General features: G+C 37.9%; 14 protein-coding genes. All 14 read left to right on the top strand.

What is annotated here, in order from left to right:
* Nucleotides 1-131 precede the first annotated feature (131 nt).
* The 14 genes from L6W14_RS16785 to dnaI all read left to right on the top strand — a co-directional run bounded on the left by L6W14_RS16785 (nucleotide 132) and on the right by dnaI (nucleotide 13141).
* On the top strand, nucleotides 132-500 hold the full coding sequence (locus L6W14_RS16785) for a CidA/LrgA family holin-like protein (RefSeq protein WP_131521348.1): 369 nt from the start codon (nucleotides 132-134) through the stop codon (nucleotides 498-500).
* A complete protein-coding gene (locus tag L6W14_RS16780) occupies nucleotides 497-1210 on the top strand; it encodes an LrgB family protein (RefSeq protein ID WP_237898453.1) in 714 nt (237 codons plus the stop codon). The genes L6W14_RS16785 and L6W14_RS16780 overlap by 4 nt, the downstream gene beginning before the upstream one ends.
* Nucleotides 1211-1360: 150 nt before the next feature.
* Entirely contained in the window at nucleotides 1361-2332 is a 972-nt protein-coding gene (hflK, locus tag L6W14_RS16775) for an FtsH protease activity modulator HflK (protein ID WP_131521350.1), read from the top strand.
* Entirely contained in the window at nucleotides 2332-3342 is a 1011-nt protein-coding gene (hflC, locus tag L6W14_RS16770; RefSeq protein ID WP_131521351.1) for a protease modulator HflC, read from the top strand. The genes hflK and hflC overlap by 1 nt, the downstream gene beginning before the upstream one ends.
* A 147-nt stretch (nucleotides 3343-3489) precedes the next feature.
* Nucleotides 3490-3939: a DNA polymerase I gene (locus L6W14_RS16765; protein WP_193767386.1), complete on the top strand. Its 450-nt coding sequence runs from the start codon at nucleotides 3490-3492 to the stop codon at nucleotides 3937-3939.
* Between the two features lie 260 nt (nucleotides 3940-4199).
* A complete protein-coding gene (locus L6W14_RS16760; protein ID WP_131521353.1) occupies nucleotides 4200-4586 on the top strand; it encodes a hypothetical protein in 387 nt (128 codons plus the stop codon).
* Nucleotides 4587-4642: 56 nt separating this feature from the next.
* Nucleotides 4643-4795 carry a hypothetical protein gene (locus L6W14_RS16755; RefSeq protein ID WP_193767387.1) on the top strand — a complete coding sequence of 51 codons (153 nt, stop codon included), beginning with the start codon at nucleotides 4643-4645 and terminating at the stop codon, nucleotides 4793-4795.
* 4 nt (nucleotides 4796-4799) lie between these two features.
* Nucleotides 4800-7427, top strand: coding sequence for a DNA polymerase I (gene polA, locus L6W14_RS16750; protein WP_131521354.1), 2628 nt, complete (start codon nucleotides 4800-4802; stop codon nucleotides 7425-7427).
* Nucleotides 7428-7439: 12 nt separating this feature from the next.
* Nucleotides 7440-8312 (top strand): bifunctional DNA-formamidopyrimidine glycosylase/DNA-(apurinic or apyrimidinic site) lyase, encoded by an 873-nt coding sequence (mutM, locus tag L6W14_RS16745; protein ID WP_237898451.1) that lies wholly within the window; start codon nucleotides 7440-7442, stop codon nucleotides 8310-8312.
* A gap of 13 nt (nucleotides 8313-8325) precedes the next feature.
* A complete protein-coding gene (gene coaE, locus L6W14_RS16740) occupies nucleotides 8326-8919 on the top strand; it encodes a dephospho-CoA kinase (RefSeq protein WP_131521356.1) in 594 nt (197 codons plus the stop codon).
* 206 nt (nucleotides 8920-9125) lie between these two features.
* Nucleotides 9126-10148, top strand: coding sequence for a glyceraldehyde-3-phosphate dehydrogenase (locus L6W14_RS16735; protein WP_004226274.1), 1023 nt, complete (start codon nucleotides 9126-9128; stop codon nucleotides 10146-10148).
* A gap of 187 nt (nucleotides 10149-10335) precedes the next feature.
* Nucleotides 10336-10806, top strand: coding sequence for a transcriptional regulator NrdR (gene nrdR, locus L6W14_RS16730; protein ID WP_004226277.1), 471 nt, complete (start codon nucleotides 10336-10338; stop codon nucleotides 10804-10806).
* A gap of 16 nt (nucleotides 10807-10822) precedes the next feature.
* The gene (locus L6W14_RS16725) at nucleotides 10823-12184 is read left to right on the top strand and encodes a replication initiation and membrane attachment family protein (RefSeq protein ID WP_237898449.1); all 1362 of its coding nucleotides are present in this window, start codon (nucleotides 10823-10825) and stop codon (nucleotides 12182-12184) included.
* Nucleotides 12185-12211: 27 nt separating this feature from the next.
* On the top strand, nucleotides 12212-13141 hold the full coding sequence (gene dnaI, locus L6W14_RS16720) for a primosomal protein DnaI (RefSeq protein ID WP_256451378.1): 930 nt from the start codon (nucleotides 12212-12214) through the stop codon (nucleotides 13139-13141).
* Nucleotides 13142-13503: the final 362 nt, after the last annotated feature.

The raw sequence follows: 13503 nt of genomic DNA, 5'->3' as shown, positions 1-13503 counted from the left end.
GTTTAACAACCATCTTACCCGCGATTGTCTGTTAGACGAACACTTTGACAGTCAGTGAATCAACCTTCTTATCATTCGAATCGTGTTTTCCTGACTGTTGAGGCACAGAAAAAAATGAGAGAAGGATGACCATGAAAATCGTCAAAAGTATCGTGCAAATCGGCTATCTTTATATCCTATTATTAATCGGAAATACTATTGCACGCCTACTTCATTTGCCGATTCCAGGGAGTATAATAGGACTTGTCCTATTATTTTTGCTGTTACAGTTTCATATAATTAAGCTTGAATGGATTGAATTAGGAGCAGCCGTACTATTAAGTGAACTCTTATTATTCTTTATTCCATCTGCCATCGGTGTTATTGATTATCATGCCTTATTCGGTCTGCAGGGAATGAAGGTTGTGCTGGTCATTGTCGTGAGTGCCATTGTGGTAATGTTTGTTACGGGGTATACAGCACAATGGCTAGAGCAGCGAAAGAAGGGTGATGCGATATGACTTTATTAATCGCCATTGTCAGCTTACTTGGGACGGTTGCTATTTTTTATATTTGTAAAATGTTTTATAAAAAATATAAAAAAGAATGGCTGACACCTATGCTGATTACACCTTTAGTCATTATAGGTATTTTACTACTGACAGGTATATCTTATAAATCCTACAATTCTGGAGCGAGTGTCTTAACAAATTTACTAGGACCAGCAACCGTTGCGTTTGCCGTTCCTATATATAAAAATGTCAACCTATTAAAAAAACACGCATTTGAAATTTTCATCAGCATTGCTGTTGGTTCTGCGGTTGCTATTGTGTCATCCTTTATGATGGCTCTATTTGTGGGCTTAAATGATGAGTTGGTGCATAGTTTAGTGCCACGTTCTGTCACAACTCCTATTGCGATGGATATTTCTAATATGATTGGTGGTTCTCCTACGCTTACAGCTGTTTTCGTTATGACGACTGGTATTTTAGGGAGCTTGTTAGCACCAATCGTTATCAAAGTATGTCGTTTCCACAGGCCTTCATCTAGGGGCTTAATGCTTGGTATGGGTGCACATGGAACGGGTACATCTAAAGCATTTGAATTTGGAGAGCTAGAAGGCACCTTTGCTAGTCTAGCGATGATCGTTGCTGCATTAATTAGTATTGTATTATCCACTACCGTTTTCCCAGTATTTGAACATCTGGTTATCAATATCCTGTTGCCATAAAAGGTAACAGGATTTTTTTGCAATAATAAGCTTTTGTTAAGCGTGTGATACAGAGGATTCTGTCCTTTACAATCATTATATGAAAATATTTTGAAACTTTTTATAAAGGTTCACCGTAAACAATAGTACTAAGCAAAAGGAGGAACAGACATGAGTGTGAAAAGGACACTAATGATTGTTGGACTTGGAATATTTGGAATTATTGCACTTATTACAGTTTTTACATCATGGTACACGGTAGATGAATCAGAGCAAGCTGTGGTTATTACATTTGGTCGTGCCGATGATACAGTAACAAATCCAGGTCTTCATTTTAAATTACCTTGGCCCGTCCAATCCGTAGAAATTTTGTCAAAAGAAACGTTTAGTCTGCAATTTGGTTATAAGCAAAATAAAGCAGGTGAGTTAGAGGCATACGACGCCGAAACAAAAATGATTACAGGGGATGAAAATATTGTCTTAACAGACCTTGTTGTTCAATGGAAAATTACAGAGCCTAATAAGTTTTTATTTAATTCGCAAGATCCAGAAAGAATACTACATAGCGCGACATCGAGTGCCATTCGTTCTATCATCGGAAGTTCTTCTATCGATGCAGCGTTAACAGAAGGTAAAGCTGACATCGAAGCAAATACTCGCCAATTATTAGTTTCTCTTATTGAAAAATATGATATTGGAATAAGCGTTTTAGGTGTGAAATTGCAAGATGTAGAATTGCCAAATAAAGATGTGCGTGCAGCATTCACTGCTGTAACAGATGCACGTGAAATGAAAAATACAAAAATAAACGAAGCTGAAAAATATGAAAACCAACGCATTAATGAGGCTCAGGGTGAACGTGATGCGATTATGTCCAAGGCTAAAGGTACTAAAACAGCCCGTATCGAGCAAGCTCAAGGGGATGTAGCCGTCTTTAATAAAATGTATGAGCAATACAAGGGAAATCAGCAAATTACAAGAGAGCGATTAATATTAGAGACGCTTGAAAATGTCTTGCCAAAAGCCCAAATTTACATTATGAATGATGACGGTAGTACGATGAAGTATTTACCACTTCAGCAACTACAGCCTCAACAGTCGCAACAGACACAAACAGAGAAAAAAGAGGGGAGCGGTAACTAATGGACCAAAAAAATAAGGATCTAGAAAAATTCCTCAATTTCTTATCTGGTAAAAGTAAAAAAGCTGCTCCTTCAGAAGGTGATTCGGGGGACAATGTAGTTAAAATGTCGAAGAAAGGACCGAAGAATCCTAAAAAATATATCTCTCTAGCTGTAACATTGACGATCATATTCGCTCTAGCGATTACTTTATTAGCGAATATTTATATCGTTAAAGAATCAGAGTATGCAGTTGTTCGGCAGTTTGGAGAAGTTGTTAAGTTTGAACGTGAACCAGGTTTAAATATGAAAATTCCTTTTATTCAAAGTGTCACGAAGTTACCAAAAAACCAAATGACATATGAGATTTCGGAAGAAGAGATTAATACAAAGGATAAAAAACGAATTATTATTGATAATTATGCTGTATGGCGTATTACGGATCCTAAGCTATTAATTTCGAATGCTGGTACGATAGAAAAAGTTGAATCACGTATGGAAGAATTCATTTATTCTGTTATTCGCTCTGAACTTGGCCGAATTAACTATACTGAGATCATAAATGATGAGGATTCTTCTCGAGGCAGCATAAACGATCAAGTAACTGAACGTGTTAATGAACTTCTTTCCAACGATAACTATGGTATTGAAGTAGTAGATGTGCGTATACGTCGCATTGATTTACCAACAGAAAATGAACAATCCGTTTTTACGAATATGATTTCAGATCGTGAATCAATTGCCCAAAAGTACTTGTCAGAAGGAGATGCACAGAAACGTCGTATTGAGGCACAAACAGATCAACAAGTACAAGAAATGCTTGCTAAAGCAAGTAAAGAAGCTGCTTTAATTCAAGCTGAAGGAGAAGCAGAGGCTGCAAAGATTTACAATAAATCTTTCTCTCAAGATCCTGAATTTTATTCTTTATACCGCACACTAGAATCGTATAAGAAAACGGTTGGGGAAGATACGGTTATTATCTTGCCAGCTACTTCACCATATGCCAACATCTTGTCTGGTTATATAAAATAAGTTTAAAGTCGTCTCTGTCTTGAAGGAGACGACTTTTTTGTTGCACTAGAATTATAACTATCCGTGAAATCAAATTATTATAGGAAGAAAATAATAGAAATTTATAAGTTTGTATTCCCCAATCAGCTATAATTTGATAGAATGATAATGTTTAAAAAAGAATGGTTGGGGGTAAGGGCTTTGAAATTACAAATTAGCAAATGGCTCCAAAATTTAGGGATTGCTTGTAGTATAGCTTCGATAGTAACACTTCTCTTCCGTCTATCCGATTTTTCGTGGGTGACGAAGAGTGTTTATCATATACCAGTATTTTTTGTTTGTATCTTTTTAGTCAGTATTATTATTGCAGATGATGTAAGAAACCTTTTTAAGAAATTATTTTGGTATGAAAAAAGAAAGGTCAAGCGTCCTATTTGGCAAGTTGGAATTGGCTTAATCTTCTTTTTGGCACAAATTAGTACAGTAATGGTATTTAATCAAGAGCTAACATATCCACAATTAGGCGGCATGCCGTTATTCCTTGTGTTTGCTTTTATGAATGCATTTATATTAACTGTCATCTATGAAGAAGTTTTTTATCGTACTTCAAATCAATAACAACTATTAGGAACTTTCATTTACAGGAGACTTGTCCTTGAATGAAAGTTTTTGCTTTTTAGTAATGGATGTAATAAGTAAATTATTAACATTTGTCAGTATTGCCCTTATTTAATCTGTAGTACAGTCAAGTTATTGAGAATAGTCAATGACTAAACTTGATAGGCGGATGCATACATACCATATTGAATTTTTTAACCTAGTTTTAACCTTTAGTATGTATGATAAGCAAAGATTCATTTTAATAGGAGGTAATAAAGATGAAAAAGGTCGTGTTTGGAAGTGCTTTAGCAGTCGGATTATTATTTAGTGGGGCAGGGCAATCCTCTGCTAATAGCCTAATTCAACCAATTGATATTCAAGGCATGGATCTAGAATCGGCATTACAGGCAGTTCAATCGCAGCGAGCACAGCTGTTCGAAAATCAGCTTAAGGATCAACTAGAGGGGATTCATCAACGAAATCAGCAGCTAGCTGATTTGAATGCACAGCAAGGTCAAATGGATGTTTTAAGTAATTCACAGCAAATGGATATGCTCCGTTTACAAAGCATGAATAGTAAACGGAATGAGGCTTTTGATGTAATGACTAATTTTGTGAAAAAAATGCAGGATAGTCGTTCATCTATTATAGGTAATATGCGTTAAGGGTGTTAAAATATTTTAAACAAGTCAACCGCCGTGCGCGCGGTTGGCTTTTTTGAATGAAAAGAAATGCTAAAGTAGTGGATAGAGACTTAAAATTGGTGGATAAACCATTAAAAATAATGGATAACCTTGAGGATGGACGCCTGCTTTTTTTACTTGAAATGTATTGTTATGATAAAGTAGAAGTAGAAGACAACGCAGGAGGATAAAATCATGACCAAGGAAAAATTACTATTATTGGACGGTAATAGTTTAGCGTATCGCGCGTTTTTTGCGTTGCCATTGCTAACGAATGATAGTGGCATTCATACGAATGCTGTATACGGCTTTACAACAATGCTACAAAGAATATTAGAGGAAGAACAGCCAACCAAAATATTGGTTGCTTTTGATGCTGGGAAAACAACCTTCCGCCATGAAACTTTTACAGAATATAAAGGAGGACGTCAAAAGACTCCACCAGAATTATCAGAGCAATTTCCTTATTTACGAAAGCTCATTGATGCGTATGGTATTAAGCAATATGAGCAGGAATTATATGAAGCGGATGATATTATCGGAACGCTTGCTAAAGAGGCTTCATCACAGGATATGGATGTCATCATCGTTTCTGGAGACCGTGATTTAACTCAGCTGGCGACAGAGCAAGTAACCGTTTATATAACGAAAAAGGGTATTACGGAAATAGAGAAAAATACACCAGCCTTTATTGCGGAAAAGTACGGATTAACGCCGCTCCAAATTATTGATATGAAAGGCTTGATGGGGGATTCCTCCGATAATATTCCTGGTGTACCAGGCGTCGGGGAAAAAACGGCTGTAAAATTATTAAAAGAGCATGGCTCCGTTGAAGCACTTTATGAAGCAATGGATACATTGAAAGCTTCTAAAATGAAGGAAAAGCTTGTAGCTAATGAAGAGCAAGCCATCATGAGTAAGAAACTGGCAACGATTTATACGGATGCTCCAATCACCATTTCACTGGCTGATCTTGCCTATAATGGGCCAAAAGAAGATGAATTAATCAATGTGTGGCGTGAGCTTGGCTTTAAATCGCTGCTTGATAAAAGTGACTTTACAGTGCAAGAAGAAGAACAGGCGCCTCTCGATTATGACCTTGTCCAGGAAGTTCGACCTGAGGATTTAAAAGACGTGATGGCTGTGCATGTAGAGCTTGAAAACGAGCACTATCATACTTGTCAGCAGCTGGGAATTGCCTTATCAGATGGCGTAAAGACGCAATATATTCCATTTGATAAAGCAGCAAAATCAGATATTCTCCGTCGTTGGCTAGAAGATGCCACAAAAATAAAATATATGTCCGATTCTAAGGCAGCTCAAGCATCATTAAAGCGAGCTGGGATTCAATTAGCTGGCGTTGACTTTGATTTGCTACTTGCCTCTTATATTAATAATCCAGCATTAAGTGGCGATGATATCGCAACACTTGCAAGGGAACTAGGCTACTATGATGTCCAAGCAGATGAAGCGGTATATGGAAAAGGTGCCAAGCGTGCAATACCTGATCTGGACCAACTTGCACAGCATGTTAGCCGTAAAGCTTTTGCAGTATGGTCATTACAGCCGAAACTGGAAGCCTTATTAAAGGAAAACGAACAATTCGATCTTTATAAAAACCTAGAGCTACCATTGGCAGGAATTTTAGGTGAAATGGAAAGCGAAGGGATTACGGTTAACCGCGCTACGTTAGAGCAAATGGGGCAAGAGCTTAATGATAAACTTGTGGTAATTGAGCAAGAAATTTATGCAGAAGCTGGAGAAACCTTTAATATTAATTCACCAAAACAATTAGGTGTGATTCTATTCGATAAGCTAGGGCTACCTGTGATTAAAAAGACTAAGACAGGCTATTCAACTGCTGCAGATGTCCTAGAAAAACTACAGTCAGAGCATGCTATCATCGAACATATTCTGTTGTATCGCCAACTTGGAAAATTACAATCCACATATATTGAAGGCTTACTAAAGGAGATTCATGAATCAGATAGTAAAGTGCATACACGCTTCCAGCAAGCTTTAACTGCAACAGGGCGTTTAAGCTCAACAGACCCGAATTTACAAAACATCCCAATTCGTTTAGAGGAGGGCCGCAAAATTCGTCAAGCCTTTGTACCTTCAAAAGAGGATTGGATATTATTTTCTGCTGATTATTCGCAAATTGAATTACGCGTTCTTGCACATATGTCAGAAGATCAAAACCTTGTTGAGGCTTTCCGTGAAGGAATGGACGTTCATACACGTACAGCTATGGATGTATTTCATGTGTCAGAAGATGAGGTAGATAGTAATATGCGTCGCGCAGCGAAAGCTGTTAACTTTGGAATAGTCTACGGTATTAGTGATTATGGTCTATCCCAAAACTTAGATATTACGCGTAAGGAAGCAGCTAATTTTATTGAAAAGTATTTCGCAAGTTTCCCTGGTGTAAAACAGTACATGGATGACATTGTACAAAATGCGAAATTTAATGGTTATGTGACAACGATATTAAATAGACGCCGTTATTTACCGGATATTACAAGTTCAAACTTTAATTTAAGAAGCTTTGCTGAGCGTACGGCGATGAATACGCCAATTCAAGGTAGTGCAGCGGATATCATTAAAAAGGCAATGATTGATATGGATGCTCGATTGAAAAAAGAAAAGATGCAGGCAAAACTGCTGCTTCAAGTGCATGATGAACTAATCTTTGAGGCACCAAAGGAAGAGATTGCCTTGCTAGAAAAAATAGTACCAGAAGTCATGGAGAACGCTATTGAGCTTGCTGTACCGCTTAAAGTAGATTTTAACAATGGCTCAACTTGGTACGAGGCAAAATAAGGAGGGATTCAAATGCCTGAATTACCAGAGGTAGAGGGTGTCGTCCAGGCATTGAAGCCAACAGTTGAAGGACGTACCATTCAACAGGTTCAGCTTTCCGAACGAGTACATTTCTCTTTTAGTGAGGGTAAACAATGTATTGTCAAACAAGCAGAGCCTGATGCATTTGAAAGTACTTTGTCCCAGATGACCATTACCAAAATTGAACGACGAGCAAAATATATTTTCTTTCATTTGATGAAGGATGATGTTCCATATGTTCTTGTTAGTCACTTAGGGATGACAGGTGCTTGGTTTGTTGTGAATTCCCCCGAAGAAATCAATGAGGCGAAATTTCAAAAGCATATCCATGCGACATTTGAAATGGCAGATGGAGGATACTTGATTTATTCAGATATTCGTCGCTTCGGTGAACTTCGTTTTCTGACAAAAATTGAAGATCATGCGCCATTGACAAAAATGGCACCAGAGCCATTTGATGAGCATGCATGTGAATTTTTTATAACAAAATCTAAGCTACCGAAATATGAAAATAAAGCTGTAAAAGAAGTAATTATGGATGGGCAAGTCATTTCGGGCTGTGGCAATATTTATGCAACAGAGGCATTGTTTGCTCAGAAAATTCACCCTGCACGCAAAATGAGCCGCATTAGTGAAAAGCGGAAGCGAGCATTATTTGAGGAGATTGTTGCCGTCCTACGTCAAAGCATTGAAGCGGGTGGTTCAACTATTTCTGATTATCGGAATATTAATGGGGAAGCAGGGAGTATGCAGAATCGATTAAAAATGTATGGGAAAAAGGTATGTCCAGCATGTGAAACGGCAACAAGTCAAATGACAATTGGAGGGCGCACCTCTGTCTATTGCCCAAATTGTCAACATTAAAGGGGATTTAGCAATGATTATCGGACTTACAGGAAGTATTGCAAGTGGAAAAAGTACAGTAGCTAAAATGATGAGCGAACTGGGTTTACCGATTGTTGATGCAGATGTCGTAGCACGAGATGTCGTAGAACCTGGAACAGAGACATTAGCTTTGATTGCTGAAAGTTTTGGACAAGCTATCTTGCTTGAGGACGGCAATTTAAATCGAACTATGCTGGGTGATATCATATTCCATGAGCCTGCCAAACGCAAAACGTTAAATGATATCATGCATCCAGCAATCAGAAAAGAAATGTTACGTCAGCGTGATGCCTATTTAGAAGCAGGACATGAACATGTTGTGATGGACATTCCTTTGTTATTTGAGAGTAAGCTTCAACATTTTGTGGAACGTATCATTGTGGTATCGGTCAGTGAAGAAGTTCAGCTTCGACGTTTAATGGAACGAAATAATTTAACTAAAGAAGATGCATTGGCACGTATGCACTCTCAACTGCCGATGTCTGTCAAAGAAAAGGGTGCACATGCGGTCATTTATAATAACGAAAATATAGAAAGTACAGCAGAACAATTAAAAAAAATCCTGCATTATTGGGATGTTATTTAATGAGTTCTTCTATGATGCGTAGCAAGCCGATCTTGCTACGCATTTTTTTATGGGGAAACGCCATAATAAAGAATAATTTTTCAGAAAATAAGAACTTTTATATTCTCAATATATAATGTTCATCTTTTTTAAAATTGTGTTATACTAATCACCATAAAGTATATAATTAATTAATCTGAGTATGTACTCACAGGAGGATATTATAAATGACAGTATCAATTGCTATTAATGGTTTCGGGCGTATCGGACGTATGGTTTTCCGCCAGGCTATCGTACAACAAGATTTAAACATCGTTGCAATTAACGCAAGCTATCCTGCAGAAACGTTAGCACATTTGATTAAGTATGACACAAATCACGGAACATTTGAAGGTACGGTAGAACCAGCAGGCGATGCTTTAGTTGTAAATGGTAAACGTGTTCAAATTATTAGTGAACGTGATCCTTTAAAATTACCTTGGTCTACAATGGGTGTAGATATCGTTATTGAAGCTACAGGAAAATTTAATGAGCGTGATAAAGCAGCTATGCACTTAGCAGCTGGCGCGAAAAAAGTAATCTTAACAGCACCGGGTAAAAACGAAGATGTAACAATTGTTTTAGGTGTAAATGATGACAAATTGGATATTGCTAAACATGATGTTATTTCAAATGCTTCTTGTACAACAAACTGCTTAGCGCCAGTAGCAAAAGTATTGAATGACACATTTGGTATTGAGAATGGTTTAATGACAACAGTTCATGCTTATACAAATGACCAAAAGAACTTAGACAATCCGCATAAAGATTTACGTCGTGCACGTGGATGCGCCCAATCCATTATCCCAACATCTACAGGTGCAGCGAAAGCATTAAAATTAGTTTTACCTGAATTAGAAGGTAAAATTCATGGTATGGCACTTCGTGTTCCAACACCAAACGTATCTTTAGTTGATCTTGTAGTAGATTTAAATACAGATGTAACAGTTGATGCAGTCAATGCAGCATTTGTAAAAGCGGCAACAGAAGGTCCAATGAAGGGTATCCTTAATTTCTCTGTTGAGCCATTAGTATCTTCTGATTACAATACAACAACTTATTCTTCAACAGTTGATGGACTTTCTACAATGGTGTTAGGCAACCGCAAAGTAAAAGTACTTGCTTGGTATGATAACGAGTGGGGCTACTCTGCACGCGTTGTTGACCTTGTAAAAAAAGTGGCAAATGCTTTAGAAACGGTAAACGCGTAATAATTTCTATAGAGAGCACATTGAAATCGAAAAGGTTTCAATGTGCTCTTTTTTTACAGAAACTTTTCTTGTACTTCAGGTGCTTTAGATTTATCATGAGCTCACAAACGTGAATGCACTTTTCTTACATGTAGGAAATTTGTTATAATAGATATATTAAATTGTTGTAAACCAGGAGAGTAATTATATGAGATGTCCATCTTGCCAATTTAACGGAACGCGTGTTGTGGATTCGAGGCCAGTAGATGATAATAAAGAAATTCGTAGACGTCGTGAATGTGAGTCATGTGGCTTCCGTTTTACAACGTTTGAAAAAATTGAAGAGACACCATTAGTCGTTGTGAAAAAAGAAGGTTCACGAGAAGAGTTTAGCCGTGAGAAGGTGCTTCGTGGGCTTATTCGTGCTTGTGAAAAACGTCCAGTGGCACTTGATGTGCTGGAGGAACTTGTTCTGTCCATTGAAAAAGATCTTCGTCGTATTGGAAATTCGGAAGTACGCTCAGAAGATGTTGGCGAAATGGTCATGGACCGCTTAGCCAAAATTGATGAGGTTGCCTATGTGCGTTTTGCGTCGGTCTACCGTCAGTTTAAAGATATCAATGTCTTTATTGAAGAAATAAAGGACATTATTCAACGTCAAACGGAGAAGAAATCATAGCAAACAGAGAGGATGAATGCCGTTGATTCATTTATATAAGGAATTGCAGCCTGGCGATCCTTTCGACATTCGTCTACCTCATGCATTTTCTACACAAGAGCGTCAATTAGTTACATTATTTTATCAACCATTAACGGGATCAGAGCCAGTTAGCCTCTATTTAACATTATGGGCAGAAGCAGAGCAAATGCCAAAGCAGCAAATGACACATTATTATTTAATGAATGTGCTAGGGCTACCAATTGGTAAAGTGTTTGAGGCTCGTATTGCTTTAGAAGCTATTGGTTTGCTGCGTACATGGAAAAAAGAAAATGCTGGTGAGCGTAGTTTTTTATATGAGCTACAGCGCCCATTAGATGCAGATAGCTTTATGAAAGACCCGCTACTGTCGATGTTTTTGTTTAGTAAAATTGGAGAGCAGGCTTATCGCAACTTACGTCAGCGCTTTATGTCACCTGTAAAGGACACGGCGTTTAAGGATGTATCTCGTGCTTTTATTGATGTCTACAAGCCTGTTCATGCCAATATTCCATCAGATTTACAAGTGGATACGAGTCCTAAGGATAAACAAAAAGTGTATCCATTTTATTTGGAGCAATTCGATTTTGATTTATTGCAAGCCGGTTTGTCAGAGCAATTGGTACCTTCCAATTTGTTGACATTTGAAGTGCGTGAAGCTATAGCCAAGTTGGCATTTTTATATCATTTAACAGCCCTTGATATGCAAAAAGTAGTCATACTTGCTTTAGATGATGATTTAGGCATTTCTCAGGAACGTTTACGAAAGGCTGCTGCTGATTTTTATAAATTAACCGTATCCAAGGAGCCGCCAAAACTTGCCCGTGTCACCGATCCTCTACCAGTAGCAGAAGCGGGACAAAAAACCAAGGATCAGGAACTTCAACACTATTTAGAAACAACGGCGCCTGTCCAAGTTTTAAGAGATATAAATAATGGTAAAGAACCATTACAAACCTCAGTCCAACTTGCAGAAAATTTAATCGTTCAACATGGCATGCCAATTGGAGTGGTTAATGCATTGTTAGAATACGTTATGCTAACAACAGATATGAAGCTCCCTAAAAAATATGTGGAAACGATTGCTGATCATTGGGTACGAAAAAATGTCCAGACCGCTAAGGAAGCAATGGAACTTGCACGTCAAGAGCATGATAAATATACAGCTTGGAAAAACAAGCCGCAAACGTCCAATAAAACGAGTCAACAGACAAAAGGACGTTCAAGATATCAACGTGAAGAAAAAGTGCCTGAATGGTTCTATAAACGAAATGACAATCAAGAGGAATCTACCTCTAGTACTATAGATTTTGAAAAAGAGCGACAAAAAATATTAGAGATGCTAGGAAAAAGCGAATAGTAAAGAAGGTGAGCAGTAATCGAACCTATAAATGGACCACTAAAGCGAGCAATTAATGTACCCTCGTTCCAAGAACGCTATGAAGCCATGCGACGTGAAATTTTAGAGCACCCGCATGTGCTGGAATTTTTAGCGCAGCATGCAGATGAATTAAACTATGACAATGTTGAGCGAAATTTACCTAAACTGCATGAGTTTATTAGTCAATCTACTGAGTGCTGTGGGTGTGATAATACCGAACATTGTACAAACTATTTAAAAGGATTCATCCCGACATTAAGGGTTGTACGGAATTCTATTGAAATGGACTATGTGCGCTGTGAGCAAAAGATTAGGGAAGAAGAACGCCGGGATGTTGCGAATATGATTGCAAGTATGCATATGCCAAAAGATGTGCTACAAGCAACAATTCATGATTTAAGTATTGATGATGAATCACGTGTGGCGATTGCACAAAAAGCAGCTCAATTTATTAAAATAACAAAAGAAACTGGTCAATTACCTGCAAAAGGTTTTTACCTATATGGTAAATTTGGTGTAGGGAAATCCTTTGTACTTGGGGCATTGGCCAATGAATTAGCATCTATTAAAATCCGCTCTGTGGTAGTTTTCGTTCCAGAATTTTTACGAGAAATGAAAAATGCCATTGGCGATAATACATTGAATGAGAAAATAGATTATATTAAAAAGGCTCCTGTCTTAATGCTAGATGATTTAGGTGCGGAGACAATGACTGCCTGGACACGTGATGAAATATTGGGGACTATTTTCCATTATCGGATGGCAGAGCAATTGCCAACTTTTATTACGTCTAATTTTAACTATGAAGAATTAGAGCATCACTTAGCTCAGTCACAAAAAGGTGATATTGAGGTTGTCAAAGCGGGACGAATTATGGAGCGAATTAAAGCCCTAACCGTGCCGATCGAAATGCGAGGCAAAAATCGTCGGATGTAACATTGATAGTTGCATTTTTCGACAATCGAGCGTATACTGACTCATATACTTAATATCAATATGCATTGATGAGGACATGAATTTTGTGTATCAGCTTTTAGAGAGGGAAGTCATCGGCTGAAAACTTCCTAGTATGGGCACATTATTTACTACCTACTGAGCAGCGAAAGGGATAATCTTTCGCCGGTCCCTAGCCCGTTAGCTAGCCTTGAGCTTCGTCTGACTTTATGTAAGTCGGAAGGAAGAAGGGTGGAACCACGAGCATACGCTTCGTCCCTTTTGTGAGGGACGGAGCTTTTTTTATTTTTCTCAGATTTCATTGAAATAGTGGTGGCTCCGCTCATATAGGGAGATAAGTCGCT

This window comes from Lysinibacillus sp. ACHW1.5 (genome assembly GCF_022014815.1).
In the GTDB taxonomy this organism is placed as follows: domain Bacteria; phylum Bacillota; class Bacilli; order Bacillales_A; family Planococcaceae; genus Lysinibacillus; species Lysinibacillus capsici.
The sequence above is the reverse complement of the archived record's forward strand: the minus strand, read 5'-3'. Positions and strand labels throughout refer to the sequence as shown.

What these genes read in the sequence shown, in the direction of transcription:
- L6W14_RS16785 (WP_131521348.1), top strand. Translation starts at nt 132, where the DNA reads ATGAAAATCGTCAAAAGTATCGTGCAAATCGGCTATCTTTATATCCTA.
- L6W14_RS16780 (WP_237898453.1), top strand. Translation starts at nt 497, where the DNA reads ATGACTTTATTAATCGCCATTGTCAGCTTACTTGGGACGGTTGCTATT.
- hflK (WP_131521350.1), top strand. Translation starts at nt 1,361, where the DNA reads ATGAGTGTGAAAAGGACACTAATGATTGTTGGACTTGGAATATTTGGA.
- hflC (WP_131521351.1), top strand. Translation starts at nt 2,332, where the DNA reads ATGGACCAAAAAAATAAGGATCTAGAAAAATTCCTCAATTTCTTATCT.
- L6W14_RS16765 (WP_193767386.1), top strand. Translation starts at nt 3,490, where the DNA reads ATGTTTAAAAAAGAATGGTTGGGGGTAAGGGCTTTGAAATTACAAATT.
- L6W14_RS16760 (WP_131521353.1), top strand. Translation starts at nt 4,200, where the DNA reads ATGAAAAAGGTCGTGTTTGGAAGTGCTTTAGCAGTCGGATTATTATTT.
- L6W14_RS16755 (WP_193767387.1), top strand. Translation starts at nt 4,643, where the DNA reads ATGAAAAGAAATGCTAAAGTAGTGGATAGAGACTTAAAATTGGTGGAT.
- polA (WP_131521354.1), top strand. Translation starts at nt 4,800, where the DNA reads ATGACCAAGGAAAAATTACTATTATTGGACGGTAATAGTTTAGCGTAT.
- mutM (WP_237898451.1), top strand. Translation starts at nt 7,440, where the DNA reads ATGCCTGAATTACCAGAGGTAGAGGGTGTCGTCCAGGCATTGAAGCCA.
- coaE (WP_131521356.1), top strand. Translation starts at nt 8,326, where the DNA reads ATGATTATCGGACTTACAGGAAGTATTGCAAGTGGAAAAAGTACAGTA.
- L6W14_RS16735 (WP_004226274.1), top strand. Translation starts at nt 9,126, where the DNA reads ATGACAGTATCAATTGCTATTAATGGTTTCGGGCGTATCGGACGTATG.
- nrdR (WP_004226277.1), top strand. Translation starts at nt 10,336, where the DNA reads ATGAGATGTCCATCTTGCCAATTTAACGGAACGCGTGTTGTGGATTCG.
- L6W14_RS16725 (WP_237898449.1), top strand. Translation starts at nt 10,823, where the DNA reads ATGCCGTTGATTCATTTATATAAGGAATTGCAGCCTGGCGATCCTTTC.